This is a genomic window from Paenibacillus zeisoli, assembly GCF_003994465.1.
Classification (GTDB): Bacteria; Bacillota; Bacilli; order Paenibacillales; family Paenibacillaceae; genus Fontibacillus; species Fontibacillus zeisoli.
The window spans coordinates 237,552-253,025 of sequence record NZ_RZNX01000001.1; the positions used below are offsets into that span (position 1 = coordinate 237,552).

A 15,474-nucleotide genomic window follows, 5' to 3' on the forward strand; every position below is an offset into this window, starting at 1 on the left:
TTACAGTTGCACGAACTTGAGATGTCTTTTATAATACCCATAGGGGTATGTAGTCGATCTATTACATCTAGGACACTGGAGGTTGAAATGACGATTCTAATACTGCTTGTTATTTTAGGTATTCTTGGGTATATACGCACACTTTGGCCCGTCAAGGGACTCTCCTATGTTGACGCTCATGTACTGCGGGAGAAAGATAGATCCGGTCAAAAGCTCCTTGATGTTAGGGATGCTTATGACTATGAGAAGTGTCATATTCAAGGCTCGATTAATATCTCGATTGGACGGTTGCCTTTTGTATGGAAAAAGGATATTTCAGCCGAGGATTCCGTCCTTATTCTTGCAGACAGTATGCGCAAGAGCAGGAAGGCGGCGAGGATATTGAGAAAGCATGGCTTTCAAAGGCTGCAGGTTCTGCGGGGAGATTATTGTGAATCGGTGAGATTTCTTCTTAGGTAAAAACAACAGCCAACCTCTTAGGGGGTTGGCTGTTGTTGTTAAATGGCCTTGCATTTTAGGATTTAGGGGTAAGCTTCCTTAAATATGCTACCGCCTCATGTGTGGATTTGACGGGAACAATGGTTATCTTATATCCCCGCTTTTTTGCTTCATCAAGGATATCCTTCGTGTTGGAATCCCCTGGTTTCACATCAGCGGGTGCGAAGAAGATATCGATCCCTGCTGCATGAGCCGCGACAATTTTGTCCCGGATGCCACCGATCTGCTGCACATTCCCCTGGATGTCTAAAGCTCCTGTACCGGCAATTTGATATCCTCTGGTCAGGTCATAGTTAGGCAGAGTCTGACTGTACACCTCGAGGGAGAACATCAGGCCGGCAGAAGGCCCGCCAATATCCGAGGCTTCTATCGTAACGTTACGTGGGGGGTTGATGGCATATTCATCCTCGGGCATTATACCCAGTCCGGGCTTGCCGCTTGGTAGCTGAATAAGCTTAACCGATTCGGTATGATCGTTATCTCGATGACGGTAGGAGAGACTGACCGCTTCTCCGGCTTTCTTATGACGAATATAATCGATCATATCCGAGGCTTTCCGGGTAGGCTGGCCATCTACAGCAGTGATCACATCTCCAACATCAAGCTTATTGGCTAGATTAGACTCTGGAATGATACTGGTTACGAAGACACCTTTGTGGTGAGCCGGTACTGTAACCCCAGCTTCCTTAAGACCCGCAATGATAGCGTTCTGCTGGGAGGTGCTCATCATATGCCTGAGCAGAAAGCTGTATTCTTCATCAGTTAATCCACCTTTTACGTCCTTGGCTTTCTCGATTTGCACATCGTCTCTGAAGAACGATGCGATCCAATTGTAGACATTCAGCTTGCTCGAGAGGACGGTAGTCAGGTAAAAGCTCCCTTGTTCGTTCTTGTGCCCGTTCTCCACCGTAATTCTTGGGGCAAGGGCTTCCAGATCTCCCGGCTCCTTCAAATAGTAAGGAAGGGGAATAAGGTACATGCCCCCAAGTAAAATAACACTCGCGATGAGAATAAGAGCGGATTTACGGATCCTGTTATGTAATGGCTTCACTCGATTGTATTCCTTTCGTTTTTCTCTAGTATACTATATCAGAATGCCCACTGAAGAGAAGGATGTGATAAGTTTGGAATGTGTAATACACGAACCCGACTGCGGAAGAGCGACAGAAGTATATCGAGATAGCGAAGAGAGCCGGTTTCAAGACAATAGGTTATTACTTTGAACCAGATTATGATGAATCGATCCGGCGCAATGCTCACAGATCGGGGAAGGCGTGCATCCCGGAGAAAGGAATCCGGAGTGTTCTGGGTAAGTTGGAAGTTCCCCAATATACTGAAGGTTTTGATGAGCTGTACATAGTAAGGTCGTCTACGAGTTCATTTAAGGTAGATCGATTAGATTAACCCGGGCGGGAAAGCTCGATTTCACTTCACTAGAGGAGATTTTCATGAGAAAACTAATTTGGATAGGCTGCTTGTCTTACTTCTTGATCGGACTGGCCCATGTCGTACTGGGTTCGGTATTACCCGTTGTTCTGGAACATTATAAGCGGGACTACAGCCAGGGAGGAACGCTGATTTTTGCCCAGTTCGCGGGATTCCTTGTCGGTGTTCTGGTGTCCCCTTGGTTCAACCGGCGTTTTGGTAAGAGAGGGGGACTCTTGATCGCCATTGGTTTGTTGTGTTGTTCAGAACTGCTGTACATGATGCTTCCGCCTTGGGGCTGGATGTATGTTATCGCTTTGGGTGCGGGTTTTGGGTTCGGTATGATTGAAGCTGTCATAGGGACCGTCATCATATCTGCAATTAAAGAGAATACCGCCGTAGCGATGAGCCGGCTGGAGGTCTTGTTCGGTATTGGAGCTATGGTGATGCCGTTAATTGCAAGCGGATTGATTGAAGCGGGGTATTGGCGGATGTCATTCGCGGTAGTTGCGTTGTTCGCAATGGCCACGTTAGGTTTCTGGGCGAAGGGCTCCTTTGGAGAGATGGATCAAGTGCTGGATCAGCGTGCCGCTCCAGAGGAGAATGGTGTATCGTCCTCTCTAGGGATGCGTGCTTATCAAGGGAAGAACCTGCTTGTACTGATCCTGTTCATTATATTCTTCTTTCTGTATGTCGGTACAGAAATGAGTCTGGCCAATTTTATGCCAGCCATGCTAATTGAGAAGATGGGGATGAAGGAATCAGGTGCGGCGCTAAGTGTTACCTGCTTCTGGATCGCCATGTCTGTCGGACGAATATTTGCGGGCTATATTGCTGAGAAATTTCAGTACCGGGTCTATGTTCTCTTCAGCTGCCTAGCAAGCGTGCTACTTCTTATTCTGCTTCCATTTACAGAGCAAGTCTGGTCATCTTTTGCAGTCGTACTCCTGCTTGGGCTTGCCATGTCAGGGATATTTTCAATCACCTTGGTCTTTGCCAGCAAGCTTCTTCCCGGGACAGAGGAAGCTACCCCAAGCATTCTGATTGCTTCCGGCGGAGTAGGCGGGGCGCTGCTTCCGCTCCTGACGGGCTGGAGTCTCGATCACTTGGCAGTGAACCAGACCCAGTGGATGTTCGCTGGATTTGCCGCAGGGCTCCTACTTATTAGTGTACTGGCTTTCCGGTTACAGCAAGCTAGCCATGATAAGGCTCTCTAACCATATGTAGTATAAAAGGGAGGTGAAAATAAAGTTAATTAGCTGCCGTGAAATGGATAGCTTTTCCGATGAAAATTTAGTATTTTAGATTTACATAGACAGTACAGACCTCATAATAAAGCTTTCCCATTATAATTCTAATAAGGGGTTAGAATCAGGTTATGGTACTTGAGAAATTAATTCTTAATATTCTGTTCGTCTTAGCTCCGATTCTAATTTATACCGCTTTTGGAGATGGCGGTAAGCATTTGAGGTCCCGTATTGAAATAGGCTTGATTATGGGGATTTCCTCCTCACTATGTCTGCTGTTCTCTTACCAGGCTCTCGATCTGTATTGGGATCTTAGATATGTACCGCTTATCATAGCCACAGTATATGGGGGACCGATCGCCGGTCTGATTAATGTGCTCATGTTATTCGCTTTCAGAACCTATCTGGGTGAGCATGGCCTCCTGATGGGGTTGACCTGTATTACGATAGCTTATTTAGGAGCTATATGGTTTGCTAAGCGGGTTTTTAGTACAACTGGCCGACTGCGGATCAGAGCAGCAACCCTAATTTCTTTTATTTGTTCATGTATCATGCTGTTAGTGCAAACGTTCGCCCTTCTTATACACTCTCCTATACACATTATGGATTTCTCTCCTTTCCCGATTATTCTACTCTTTGAATTTGTTCAAATTCTTGCAACCTGGTTGTCGGCTACACTTCAGGAACTTTATCTCGAAAGAGCAGCAATGAGAGAAGTAATTGAACGCGCCGAGAAGCTGAAAACTCTTGGAGAGGTTGCTTCTTCCATCGCACACGAGGTTCGTAATCCGCTAACTGCGGTGCAGGGTTTCCTGCAGCTAATGAAAGCCAGCATCATTGAAGGCACTAATCAGAAATACCTGCAGATTGCCTTGGACGAATTGGCACGAGCTGAAGCTGTCATTCATGAATATCTGAATTTTTCAAAGCCCAAATTGATGAAATACGATCAAATTTCTCTGACCCATTTAATGGAGAACATTCAATTAATTTTAACTCCGATTGCGAGCCCAAGATCCATCCGTTTAGTGATTCATGTGAGACAAAATATACTTATATTTGCTGACCTAAAGCAGCTCCAGCAAGCTCTGGTGAACCTGATTAAGAACGCGATTGAAGCCTCGCGCGATCAGAGTGTTGTACTTGTAGAGCTATCCCAGTTAGAGTGTCATGCCGAGATAAGGATCAGGGATAAGGGAAAGGGAATGACACCCGGTGAGATTCAGAGAATTGGGACGTTGTTCTATACCACAAAGGAGAATGGCACAGGACTTGGTGCCACAGTTGCGCTCCGGATTATAGAAGCCATGAAGGGCAACGTTCATTTTGAAAGCGAAGTTGGAAAAGGGACGGTCTGCATCATCAAGCTTCCACTGGAGCCAGTTAGTTAATAGGTTCTAATTCCGCTAAAATCACTCTCTTTGGACTTTTCGCGTTGGTTATGGATAAAAGTTCTACGAATTAATCCAAGCACAGCCAGCATAGGGTCAAATAGATGGTATTGGGGAGGGAGTGCTTTAATGTCAGACCGATTTGTAGCACAATCGCTTGAAGAAATCAGTTTCTGGTCGAGGATCATGAAAGAACATTCATTCTTTCTCGGGTTGGGTTTCCGGGCAGAGGATACAGTTCTAATTAATGAAGCCCATCACTTTTACCGGGTTTTCGAGGATATTGAACGACGAGTTCACTCATTCAGTCTTGATGTAGATCCATCAACGATCTATCAATTCAATCAAGAAGTGCATACCGCGGTATGTCACATATGGGCATTTAAAAGAAAAGTACTTGGCTTAATATTGGCTTGTAAGCTTCCAGGGGGGACGAATTTCCCTTTATTAGTGGATCATGTAAGTAGAGAAGCCAATTATTTCAGAAATCGTTTGGAAGAGCTGAATGAAGGCAAATTAGAACCCTTGTATGATGCGATCATTGACGAGAATGTATTTTTCTTAAGGATTATGGCAGACCATGCCAAATTTATCGGGCACCTTCTGGATCCTTCGGAACGAAAGCTTGTTGATCAGGCACGGGAATTTAGTCATGATTTTGATCAGTTATTATTCCAGGCCAGAGATATCGAATCCATGAGGCCTCAATCTCAGACCGCTCCGATTCTAGATCAGTTTCTAGATCAAAATAGAGTATCCGTTAAATCTTTAAGGGATTTCAAGAAGACTGCGCGCGATCTTATTGAACAATGCAAAATAAAAAGCATCATACATCCACTGCTGGCAGACCATGTATTCCGTGAAGCAGAGCGGTTTTTGGAAATTATCGATATGTTCGAGAATTCCCTTACAGGGAAGGGGAACGCCCCTATGATTCACCATTAGCTAAGATGCTGGACCAATAATAGATCAAGTGAATGTACGTAGTGAACCTCGTTTGAAAAAGCGAGGTTTTTAATTATGTAAAGCTTGCTTATTTTAATTAGATCGTGTACGATATAGTCATGAACGATCTAAGTGAATTTAGTACTGGAAGATAGGAGGATAGCCTTGCTCACACCGCAAACCTTGAATAATCAGCTTTGTTTTGCCATATATGAAGCAGGAAATGAGCTGCAGAAGCTTTATTCGAAAGCTCTTAATCGTTTTTCTCTCACCTACCCGCAGTATTTGGTTCTGCTGTCGCTTTGGGAATACAACGGGGTGACCGTGAAACAACTGGGAGAGCAACTCTCGCTCGGCAACGGAACACTTACTCCCATGCTCAAGAGAATGGAGAACCATGGCTGGCTTAGAAAAGAAAGATCTACGGATGACGAACGTAAAGTATATATCCGGCTGGAGGACAAAGCATGGGAATTGCAGCATGAGATATTAGAGTCGATACAGTATCAGCTTAGCCTGTGCAGCATTTTTGAAAAGGATATTGCTCTTATGGACAAGCTGCACGAACTTACTAGACAAATCAGAACTAAAGGAGAGAAATAGAAATGAAGACACTATATGAAACAACGATTGTGAACACTGGAGGAAGAAATGGGAATGTTCATTCTCCTGATAATGTATTTTATTTGGATGTAGCCGCGCCAAAGGAATTAGGCGGAGAGTATACTACGGCGACGAATCCGGAGCAGCTGTTCGCAGCCGGATACAGCGCATGTTTCAACAGCGCGCTTGAGTTTCAGTTGAAGAAGCATAGTGTAAGCATCGAGAAGAGCTCGGTAGCTGCAACTGTCCAATTGTTAACGGACGCGCAAGATCAGGGAGTCAAGCTTGGGATCCAACTGGAGGTACATATCGATGGTCTTGATATGGATACAGCCAAGAAATACGTAGAGCTGGCTCACGCTTACTGCCCTTATTCCAAGGCTATAAGCGGCAATGTCGATGTAGTTATCGAGGTCATCTAAAGATTCAGATACCGAGTATCTAAAGAGAAGAGTCTGCCCTCATGATGAGGACAGACTCTTTGTATTCTGTGGATCAAAGCCGGATCCTTTACTCTTGTTCTTCTTCATAGAACCATAATGGATCGTTGCAATCAGCTTCACCGTTGTAGTTAATTAGAATTTCTTCTCCAGCCTCTATATCCGTATAAGCATAGAAATCGAACGTATGCTGATCAAAGTTAATGTCATATATGGCATTTGGCTGATAGGAGTGATTGAACAAGCTGCCATAACCCAAAAGAACAGCTGTATGGTTAATACCATACTCAAATACATAATCTGCAAGGATAGTTTTCTCTATAAATTCGTGCTGTTCATTCGGATATGGAATGACAGGTGCTTCGTGGATCAGCTCACCTTTTGCAATCTTTCTTGTTGCGAATACCCCTCTTTTGAACTCTCCGCCGCTAAGTGATGAATTTTTTATTTCAATCATTGATTTACCTCGCCATCTTATGTGTTCTTTCCTTATATAGAAAGATTAATTTTAACCTATGCATCCAAATAGAGCAACAAGTGATCCACGAGTTGGTGAATGCTTGAACGGTTTTGCGCACACACTTTCATAAGAAAGAGTTAATTGTAAGCGAAAGGTGAGGAGATAACTTTGAAGGACGAGATGAAATTTCAGTCCATATTAGATTCGATTACCAGGGTAGCGGTGCCATTTAACCGGAACAATTTAAGCCGCCTGGTAGAGCGTATTGGAGAAGCAAGATATGTGCTCTTGGGAGAAGCTTCTCATGGAACCTCGGAATATTACCGTATTCGTGCAGAGTTGACCCGGCAGCTGATTACGGAGAAAGACATTCGGTTCATCGCCGTTGAAGGAGATTGGCCATCCTGCTATACTCTGAACCGCTATGTGAAGGGCTACGCGGATTCCGGGGCTAGTGCAGCAGATGCACTGCGGGATTTCACACGTTGGCCTACCTGGATGTGGGCCAATCAAGAAATTACTGAACTGGCCGACTGGCTGCGGGATTATAATGAGGGCCGGTCTGATGAAGAGAAGGTTGGATTCTATGGGATTGATGTATACAGTCTTTGGGAATCGATGGATGAAATTCTAAAGTATTTAAGTGCCAAGGATACAGGCGATCTAGCTGCCGCAAAGCGGGCATTTGAATGCTTTGAACCTCATGATAGGAATGAACAAGCCTATGGAATTTCTGCATCTCTGTATGGAGAAGGGTGTGAAGACGAGATCGTGACCCTGCTTCGCAGACTTCAGGATAAATGGAAGGCTGCACATCCGAAGGACCAGGAGAATGCCTTAAGTGCTGAAATGAATGCACTGGCTGTAAAGGGGGCAGAAGCCTATTACAGAACCATGATCAGACATGACACAGAATCATGGAACATACGGGATCGCCACATGGTTCATGCTTTGGAGAAACTAATGGAATTTCATGGCCAAGGTTCACGGGCGGTCGTATGGGAGCACAACACCCATATTGGGGATGCCAGGGCAACGGATATGGCGGAGGAGGGAATGGTTAACGTTGGCCAACTGCTTCGTGAGAAGCATGGGGAGGACGTATTCGCTTTGGGCTTTGGGACTTATCAGGGAACCGTGATTGCAGGTAAAGCGTGGGGAGCTCCGCAGGAGGAGATGAAAGTGCCGAGTGCGATCAAGAACAGTTGGGAGGAACTTCTGCATCGAACTGGAGCCGAGGATAAGCTGCTTATTTTCAACTCGAATGAACCTGTTCTGGAGGAATTTGTAGTGGGGCACCGAGCTATTGGTGTCGTGTATCATCCCGAATGGGAGCGAGGGAACTACGTGCCTACCCGGATCGCCAAGCGCTATGATGCCTTTATCTACCTGGATCAGACCCGCGCATTAGCTCCTATTACGGTTGGTTCTCTCAGTTCAAGTTAGTCCGTAATAATGTGACCCTCGCTGAGTTCAATTTCTTTGAAGCCTGACATATGCCGGCTTTGATACTTGGTGGGGAGGTTCCTGCCTAATAAGATCATATTCTTGAGATCACTTGAATTGTCGAAGGGAAGAAGAAACGCAAGGGTGTAAGCATACACTTGTCTGAGCGTAGAGTGAACGGCATGAATCAGCTTGTCGTTCGCTCCTTTTCCCATTAGATTCATGATCAATGACCCTTCAGCGTCCAGCTTGTCTCTGGTTATCTGAAAAAACTCCTTAGAGATCAGATGGAGAGGGGTTCCTTGTTCCGTGAAAGCATCGAGAATAATGAAATCATAGGCTTGCTGCTCTTCCCCTGAGAGAATCTGCCGGCCATCACCAATCACAACATTGTCCAGACTGTAATCGAAATATGTCCTGCTTAATTGCACAACCGTCTCATTCAGCTCTGCAACTTTGAACCTTTTGTCCGGAAAGTGTCTGGGAATAGAACCGATCCCTTGGCCAATGACAAATACATCTTCAAACGCCGGATCGATACACTGCATGAGATGGATAATAGCTCTGGGGTACTCAAACATAATCCGTGTCGGATCGTTCAAATCCATGGCGCCCTGAATAGCCTCATTCTCGAATTCAAGAACTCGAAAGCTGCCGATCTCTCCATATAATTCATTCGTATCATAGACGGTTATCGTCTGATTCTCTTGGACCTCTTGAAATAGAATTTGCAATTTCCCATACTCCTTTCACAGGTCATAAAGAACAGTATACACCGTGATTTATCCAAGTTGAAGCTAACACAGCATTGGTCTCAGAAAAATAAAAAAAGAGACCTTAGAATAAGGTCTCTAATTGAGCTGCATGCAGGTACATTACGGCTGAATTTCGTAAATTTTGTACAGATCATCCAGCATTAGATTTGCCGCTTTATAACCACCAGCCGTATTCCAGATTGAATCGCTCACTTTGTACGCATGGCCGCTCTTTACCGCACTTAGGTTCTTCCAAAGCGGATCTTTCGTCCATTCCTGCTCGGTCTGGTTCGCCTTGCCATCCCCATTGTCATAAGTGAAGTAGAAGATTCGGTTCGCATCCGCTTCCGGAAGCCGTTCTTTGGTAATCTCATCAACAAAGGTATCCTTGGCATTCTTGGTCATTTCATTTCGAGCGATACCTATCTGATCAAAGATGACTCCCGAGAAGGTATTGGTGTGGTATACACGGGTCTTGCCAGACAAGAACCGCACAACGGATACGGTCTGAGTCAATTTATCCCCCGCTTTAGCCTTGAAATCCTCAATTCTCTTGTCAAAGATGGCCATTAAGGCATTCCCTTCAGCGGTCTTGCCCAGGGCTTCGGCATAGAGCTTGAAGTTTGTCTTCCACTCCCCGCGAAGGTCTTCAGCCATCACCGTTGGAGCGATCGCATTCAGCTGCTCATACACCTTTTCCTGGCGCATTTTATTACCAATAATCAGATCGGGCTGAAGGCCGGCAATTAGCTCCATATTAGGCTGACTTTCATCTCCAACTACAGTGACACCTTCCATGTCAGCCTTGATGTGTTCGTACCAAGGATCTCCTGTCCATGATTTTACAGCCCCGGCAGGTTTGACACCCAGTGCAAGAAGTGCCTCAGTTCCTTCATTCGTAAGTACAACTACTTTTTGCGGAGTGCCTTTGAGTTCAGTCTCTCCCATGGCGTGCTTAATCTTGCGAACCTGACTGTCTGCAGCAGGAGATGAGGTATTATTCTGGGAAGAAGTATCGGACGGGCTGGATTCCGATGTGTTCTTATTCCCGCAGCCTGACAGAAGTACAAGCACGACCAAAGCAAGTGCGCCTATTTTGGCAGATCGGCTTAACCGTTTGGATGATCTTGTAGTTAACATGTAAATCGAGTTCCCCCTAAAATTATGTATTGTCGATGAATGAGAATCATTATCACTGATAAGTCAAACTATAAGTGGAGGCAGTCATCGGTGTCAACACATTTTTTGAGAATGATTATCATAATCATTGACAAAACGGCGAACATTCCTCTAGAATTCAAACAAGAAATGGCTTAAGGATCAAAAATTCAATATAAGAAAGTGATCTATTATGAAAATAATTTACTTAATTGTTCCTTTAGTTGTATTGGCAGGAGTTGTTGTCTGCAGTGTGGCATTTGGCGTGACGGACATTCCCATTGGAACCGTCTGGGAATCGATTATCCATTACAATGCCAGCAATGAACATTTGATTATTCGGACGACACGAATTCCAAGAGCGCTTATAGCTGCTGCCGTCGGCGCGTGTCTTGCGATTGCCGGGGCGGTCATGCAGGTGTTGACCCGTAATCCGATCGCATCCCCAAGCACACTTGGTGTGAACGCGGGGGCCGCTTTCTTCATTATGCTCTGCGGATTAAGCCTGGGGATTAGCGGTCAGCAAGCATTTACCTGGGTAGCCTTGATTGGCGCAGCACTAAGCGGGGGAATTGTGTTCCTGCTGGGCAGTATCGGCAGAGATGGAATGACACCTGTGAAGATCACACTAGCCGGGGCCTCCATGAGTGCATTTTTTGCCTCGCTTACACAGGGACTGATGCTTACAAATGGTAAAATGTTCGATCAGATTCTGGCTTGGCTGGTCGGTTCTGTAGCCGGCAGGGAAATGAGCCAGTTGGAAGCCGTATGGCCTTATATGGCTGCGGGAATGGCTATAGCCCTCTTGCTGAGCAGGCATCTGAACGTGCTTGCCATGGGGGATGATATGGCCCAGGGACTTGGTCAGAGCCCGGGCCGTACAAAAGCGTTCGGCGCTGCTTCAGTCATTCTTCTGGCTGGTGGTTCTGTCGCTGTGGCAGGACCGATCGCTTTTGTAGGCATTATTATCCCGCATATCGTTCGATATTTGGTGGGTACCGATTATAGGTGGATCCTGCCCTGCAGCGCAGTATTCGGTGCGATTCTGCTGGTGGCCGCCGACTTGGGTTCAAGATACATAGCTATGCCGAAAGAGGTGCCTGTCGGTGTCATGACCGCGATTATGGGCGTACCCTTCTTCGTCTATATTGCTAGGAAAGGCAGACGTACATCATGAGCAAATATAAATCGATTCGATCTGCGGGCACCGGGTACTCGGTATTAATTGAGAAGAGAACGATCTGGATCTCCGCAGTTCTGCTTGTCCTTACTATGGGTACGATGATTATAAGCACCGGCATGGGCAGTCTCTACATTTCTCCAATGAATGTAGTTAAAGTTCTTCTGGGCGTGGGGGACCCCGCTCATCAGGTGGTCGTAATGAAGCTTCGTCTGCCACGTATCGTGATTGCCGCACTTGTTGGGGCATCGCTGGCGGTTGCAGGGGCCATATTACAGGGGGTTATTCGCAATCCTCTGGCTTCTCCGGATGTCGCAGGCATTACAGAAGGAGCTTCACTTGGTGCCGTGCTGTTCATATTTCTGCTGGGAGGAACAGTTCCGGTGCAATGGATGCCGATTGCCTCCATTACGGGGGCTCTTGCTGTGACAGGACTCTTGTACGTTCTGTCATGGAAGAGAGGAGTGGATCCCCTAAGGCTTGTTCTTATAGGAATCGGACTATCAGCAGCTATCAAATCCTTATCTTATATGTTCATTATTTCCGGACCTATGCAGCTGGCTGAGCGTTCATTAACCTTTATGACGGGAAGTATCTATGGAGTCTCATGGGATAAGGATGTGATCACGTTGCTTCCCTGGTTAGCGATTCTGTTCCCCCTTACCTGGCTCCAAGCCCGCATTCTTAATATACAGGCACTCGGGGATGACACCGCCAGCAGTGCTGGGGCGCAGGTACAGAGACAGCGTTTTATTTTGATTCTACTGAGTGTAGCCTTAGCAGGAGCGGCAGTTGCCATCGGGGGCGCGATCACTTTCATTGGTCTTATGGCGCCGCACATGGCTCGGAAGCTTGCGGGTGCTTCATTTGGAAGTGTTCTTCCCGTTAGCGCCCTTCTGGGTGCACTTATTCTGCTTATATCAGATTTGGTGGCGCGAACCGTGTTCATACCTAAGGATGTACCGGCAGGTGTTCTGACCGCTGCGATTGGGGCACCGTTCTTTATGTACTTGCTGTACCGCAATCGCAATCGTTAATCGACTGGAGGAACGAATATGCTCGAAGCTGAGGGACTCGGATTATCCTATGGGGATAAATATATATTCAATAGTCTGGACCTATCGATTCCCAAGGGGAAAATCACCGTATTTATAGGAAGTAACGGGTGCGGTAAATCTACGCTCCTCCGGTCTATGGCGAGGCTTCTTAAGCCTCAAAATGGAACGGTTATGCTGGATGGAACTGATATTTCCAGGATGGCGACCAAGGAGATCGCGCGTAAGCTGGCGATACTTCCGCAAGGCCCAATTGCTCCTGATGGCTTAACTGTGCTTCAGCTCGTCAAGCAGGGAAGGTATCCTTATCAAAGCTGGTTAAGACAATGGTCAAGAGAGGATGAACGTATTGTAAGGGAGGCACTGGAAGCAACCGGAATGAGCGGACTGTCGGAGCAATCCGTAGATTCCCTCTCTGGAGGTCAGCGGCAGCGTGCATGGATCGCCATGACCCTTGCTCAGCAGACACCCATTATTTTGCTGGATGAGCCAACGACTTATCTGGATATGACACATCAGATCGAGGTTCTGGATCTCCTATATGAAATGAATAGGCGGGATGATCGTACGATTGTTATGGTACTTCATGACATTAATCTGGCATGCCGATATGCCGATCATATTGTAGCCATCCGTGCCGGCCAGATTGAGGCCGAAGGAAAGCCGGGTGAAGTCATAGACGAGCAGTTGATCGAAAAGGTATTCCGTCTGAAGTGTGAGATTATCCCTGATCCTTTGTACGGCACTCCGCTATGTATTCCCTATACGAACTGCAGCTTGAAGGCTGTAAAGGAAGTGCTGCGGAGGTAAAGGTTATTAGAGTATTGACTTTCTAAACTCTACTATGTGGACATATTTACCTTATTATCCATATAATAGAATTTAAAGAGTGACTAATAACTTATACAGAAAGCAGGGATAATATGGTTGGCATTGATGTTAAGAGAATAGGCGATGCTCTAGTCATTCATTGGCAGATGTCCAAAATTGAAATACCGCTTTCAGAAATCAAAGAAGTTTTTTACGATAATACTTATGCAGGCGAGGGGAAGGATGCTGTGAGAATTGGCACTCCATACGGGACTACGGATAGGGTTGTTATAAGTACCCATAATAGACCATATGTTTTGTTTACTACTAACGGAGTTAACCTTCTGAATAGAATTAACTCATATATTGAGGAGACTAACAATTAGGAGAGACAGAAAGCCGGGGTCGCTGTTAGTTTAGGAAGTCTTTTGCTTCACACTCTTTCCAGAAAAAGATAGTGACAGTGATGGGAGTAACATTCGTTCTCGGAGCTTGCGCGTACACATACAATTCCTTTACACAATCAAAGGGGCCGCCTTTTGGGACGGCCCCTTTGATTTGGGTTAGGATTTATTTTTTTTTAAACTTGAACATAGACCAAAAGGCCAGGAGAATCACTAATCCCAAACATACACTAATACTTATCCGATTCTGGGCATCAAGCACAAATAGGATCGCGATAACTCCAAGGATCAAAGCGGTAAGCCCTGTAATATAGGGAAATCCCCATACCTGGAAGGTAGGCTTATTGGGATACACTTTACGAAGTTTAATCTGTGATAAACAAATACAGATCCAGACCAGCATAACCACAAAGCCCGGCACGGCCATCAAGATGCGGAATAGTCCTTCCTGCGTAATGTAGGCAAGCATGGAACCAATCAGCAGGATAACCGCACAAAAATACAGACTATAGACAGGGACTCCCTGCGGAGAGACCCGTCTCAGCCAGCCGGGTGCCTCTCCATCCTTGGCCATCGAATGCAGCATACGTGTCGCACCATAAATTCCTGAGTTAGCCGCTGAGAGGACAGCCGTTACAAGAATGAAATTCATCAAGTGGGCCGCGCCTTGTAATCCGGTAGAGCTCAGAACCTGAACAAATGGACTTGTATTCTCATTCAATTGATTCCAAGGAATCATTCCGCAGATAATCAGAATTGGTAGGGTATAGAATAGGATTACACGCAGGATGAAGTTCTTAACTACTTTCGGAAGAACCTTGTCCGCATTCTCTGTCTCCGTTAAGGTAAGACCGATAAGTTCAGATCCCCCGTAGGAGAACATGACAATTAGCAGGGCGGAGAAGATGGCAGTCCATCCATTCGGGAAAAAACCGCCATGTTCTGTATAATTGCTAAGTCCTGTGGAACTTGGTCCCGGAAGGATGCCGAACAGGATGCAGGCACCTAACACGATAAATACAATAATCATAAAGATCTTGATTCCGGCCAGCCAGAACTCCATCTCTCCATAACCCCGAACGTTCATCATATTTATAAGGATAATCAAAGCTGCGCTTGCAAGGCTCAGTACCCATAATGGAATGCCGGGGAACCAGTATTGTAGGAAGCTGCCTGCAGCAATAACTTCGATAACACACACAGCGAGCCACATGAAGCAGTACAGCCACCCTATAATGAAGGACACGCGTTCACCGAAGGCTTTCCGTATGAAATCCTTCATGTTTCTGTTCGGGTATACCGTCGCCATTTCAGCAATAGCACCCATAACAACCAGCAAAAGCAGACCTGCAAAGATATAGGAGAAGATGACTCCGGGACCTGCAAGGTTTATTGTTTCAGCACTTCCTTTAAAAATACCTGTTCCGATGACGCCGCCCATAGCCATAAAAGTAATATGGCGAGGAAGCAGCTTTTTTTGTAGTGAACCCTCATTTGATTTCAAAGTTCAATCCTCCTAGACGTATATAACTTGGATGTCTCTGTTACTAACCTGTCCATCATACAACAAATCATAATCGTGAGAAATAAACAATTACATATATTTAGGTTACAATTGGAATGTGAACTATTAATTAACTTATCCGGTGAATAGCAA

Annotated in this window: 16 protein-coding genes; 11 read left to right on the top strand and 5 right to left on the bottom strand. The window is 45.8% G+C overall.

Annotated elements, in window-relative coordinates:
* Positions 1–87 precede the first annotated feature (87 nt).
* The gene (locus EJP77_RS01010) at positions 88–459 is read left to right on the top strand and encodes a rhodanese-like domain-containing protein (protein ID WP_185897089.1); all 372 of its coding nucleotides are present in this window, start codon (positions 88–90) and stop codon (positions 457–459) included.
* Positions 460–514: 55 nt separating this feature from the next.
* On the opposite strand, the gene EJP77_RS01015 is transcribed toward EJP77_RS01010, so the two are convergent.
* Entirely contained in the window at positions 515–1,549 is a 1,035-nt protein-coding gene (locus tag EJP77_RS01015; protein WP_127197333.1) for a SepM family pheromone-processing serine protease, read from the bottom strand.
* 397 nt (positions 1,550–1,946) lie between these two features.
* Here EJP77_RS01015 and EJP77_RS01020 point away from each other — a divergent pair, with 397 nt between their 5' ends.
* From EJP77_RS01020 to EJP77_RS01040, 5 genes are all read left to right on the top strand, one after another.
* Complete coding sequence (locus EJP77_RS01020) at positions 1,947–3,140, top strand: MFS transporter (protein WP_127197334.1); 1,194 nt, start codon at positions 1,947–1,949, stop codon at positions 3,138–3,140.
* A gap of 161 nt (positions 3,141–3,301) precedes the next feature.
* On the top strand, positions 3,302–4,561 hold the full coding sequence (locus tag EJP77_RS01025) for an ATP-binding protein (RefSeq protein WP_127197335.1): 1,260 nt from the start codon (positions 3,302–3,304) through the stop codon (positions 4,559–4,561).
* Positions 4,562–4,690: 129 nt separating this feature from the next.
* A complete protein-coding gene (locus EJP77_RS01030) occupies positions 4,691–5,506 on the top strand; it encodes a DUF2935 domain-containing protein (RefSeq protein WP_127197336.1) in 816 nt (271 codons plus the stop codon).
* Between the two features lie 165 nt (positions 5,507–5,671).
* Positions 5,672–6,109, top strand: a complete 438-nt coding sequence (locus EJP77_RS01035) for a MarR family winged helix-turn-helix transcriptional regulator (protein ID WP_127197337.1) — start codon at positions 5,672–5,674, stop codon at positions 6,107–6,109.
* Positions 6,110–6,111: 2 nt separating this feature from the next.
* A complete protein-coding gene (locus tag EJP77_RS01040; protein WP_127197338.1) occupies positions 6,112–6,531 on the top strand; it encodes an organic hydroperoxide resistance protein in 420 nt (139 codons plus the stop codon).
* Positions 6,532–6,619: 88 nt separating this feature from the next.
* Here the strand turns inward: EJP77_RS01040 and EJP77_RS01045 are convergent, their stop codons facing one another.
* Positions 6,620–7,006, bottom strand: coding sequence for an SET domain-containing protein (locus EJP77_RS01045; RefSeq protein WP_127197339.1), 387 nt, complete (start codon positions 7,004–7,006; stop codon positions 6,620–6,622).
* 183 nt (positions 7,007–7,189) lie between these two features.
* Between EJP77_RS01045 and EJP77_RS01050 the strand changes: the two genes are divergently transcribed.
* The gene (locus EJP77_RS01050; RefSeq protein WP_127198246.1) at positions 7,190–8,455 is read left to right on the top strand and encodes an erythromycin esterase family protein; all 1,266 of its coding nucleotides are present in this window, start codon (positions 7,190–7,192) and stop codon (positions 8,453–8,455) included.
* Here the strand turns inward: EJP77_RS01050 and EJP77_RS01055 are convergent.
* The gene (locus tag EJP77_RS01055; protein ID WP_127197340.1) at positions 8,452–9,189 is read right to left on the bottom strand and encodes a spermidine synthase; all 738 of its coding nucleotides are present in this window, start codon (positions 9,187–9,189) and stop codon (positions 8,452–8,454) included. The two genes, EJP77_RS01050 and EJP77_RS01055, sit on opposite strands and share 4 nt — an antisense overlap.
* Before the next feature lie 141 nt (positions 9,190–9,330).
* The gene (locus EJP77_RS01060; RefSeq protein ID WP_127197341.1) at positions 9,331–10,350 is read right to left on the bottom strand and encodes an ABC transporter substrate-binding protein; all 1,020 of its coding nucleotides are present in this window, start codon (positions 10,348–10,350) and stop codon (positions 9,331–9,333) included.
* Positions 10,351–10,561: 211 nt separating this feature from the next.
* Here EJP77_RS01060 and EJP77_RS01065 point away from each other — a divergent pair, with 211 nt between their 5' ends.
* The 4 genes from EJP77_RS01065 (at position 10,562) to EJP77_RS01080 (ending at position 13,799) form a co-directional block, all read left to right on the top strand.
* Positions 10,562–11,545, top strand: a complete 984-nt coding sequence (locus EJP77_RS01065) for a FecCD family ABC transporter permease (RefSeq protein ID WP_127197342.1) — start codon at positions 10,562–10,564, stop codon at positions 11,543–11,545.
* Positions 11,542–12,585 carry a FecCD family ABC transporter permease gene (locus EJP77_RS01070; RefSeq protein WP_127197343.1) on the top strand — a complete coding sequence of 348 codons (1,044 nt, stop codon included), beginning with the start codon at positions 11,542–11,544 and terminating at the stop codon, positions 12,583–12,585. The genes EJP77_RS01065 and EJP77_RS01070 overlap by 4 nt, the downstream gene beginning before the upstream one ends.
* 18 nt (positions 12,586–12,603) lie before the next feature.
* Positions 12,604–13,413 carry an ABC transporter ATP-binding protein gene (locus tag EJP77_RS01075; RefSeq protein WP_127197344.1) on the top strand — a complete coding sequence of 270 codons (810 nt, stop codon included), beginning with the start codon at positions 12,604–12,606 and terminating at the stop codon, positions 13,411–13,413.
* Between the two features lie 113 nt (positions 13,414–13,526).
* Positions 13,527–13,799, top strand: coding sequence for a SunI/YnzG family protein (locus tag EJP77_RS01080; RefSeq protein ID WP_127197345.1), 273 nt, complete (start codon positions 13,527–13,529; stop codon positions 13,797–13,799).
* A gap of 184 nt (positions 13,800–13,983) precedes the next feature.
* Here the strand turns inward: EJP77_RS01080 and EJP77_RS01085 are convergent, their stop codons facing one another.
* Positions 13,984–15,321 (bottom strand): amino acid permease, encoded by a 1,338-nt coding sequence (locus tag EJP77_RS01085; protein WP_127197346.1) that lies wholly within the window; start codon positions 15,319–15,321, stop codon positions 13,984–13,986.
* Between the last annotated feature and the right edge of the window lie 153 nt (positions 15,322–15,474).

Coding starts and splice junctions, on each gene's coding strand:
- EJP77_RS01040 (WP_127197338.1), top strand. CDS start 6,112: ATGAAGACACTATATGAAACAACGATTGTGAACACTGGAGGAAGAAAT.
- EJP77_RS01030 (WP_127197336.1), top strand. CDS start 4,691: ATGTCAGACCGATTTGTAGCACAATCGCTTGAAGAAATCAGTTTCTGG.
- EJP77_RS01075 (WP_127197344.1), top strand. CDS start 12,604: ATGCTCGAAGCTGAGGGACTCGGATTATCCTATGGGGATAAATATATA.
- EJP77_RS01080 (WP_127197345.1), top strand. CDS start 13,527: ATGGTTGGCATTGATGTTAAGAGAATAGGCGATGCTCTAGTCATTCAT.
- EJP77_RS01070 (WP_127197343.1), top strand. CDS start 11,542: ATGAGCAAATATAAATCGATTCGATCTGCGGGCACCGGGTACTCGGTA.
- EJP77_RS01010 (WP_185897089.1), top strand. CDS start 88: ATGACGATTCTAATACTGCTTGTTATTTTAGGTATTCTTGGGTATATA.
- EJP77_RS01020 (WP_127197334.1), top strand. CDS start 1,947: ATGAGAAAACTAATTTGGATAGGCTGCTTGTCTTACTTCTTGATCGGA.
- EJP77_RS01025 (WP_127197335.1), top strand. CDS start 3,302: ATGGTACTTGAGAAATTAATTCTTAATATTCTGTTCGTCTTAGCTCCG.
- EJP77_RS01045 (WP_127197339.1), bottom strand. CDS start 7,006: ATGATTGAAATAAAAAATTCATCACTTAGCGGCGGAGAGTTCAAAAGA.
- EJP77_RS01060 (WP_127197341.1), bottom strand. CDS start 10,350: ATGTTAACTACAAGATCATCCAAACGGTTAAGCCGATCTGCCAAAATA.
- EJP77_RS01065 (WP_127197342.1), top strand. CDS start 10,562: ATGAAAATAATTTACTTAATTGTTCCTTTAGTTGTATTGGCAGGAGTT.
- EJP77_RS01050 (WP_127198246.1), top strand. CDS start 7,190: ATGAAATTTCAGTCCATATTAGATTCGATTACCAGGGTAGCGGTGCCA.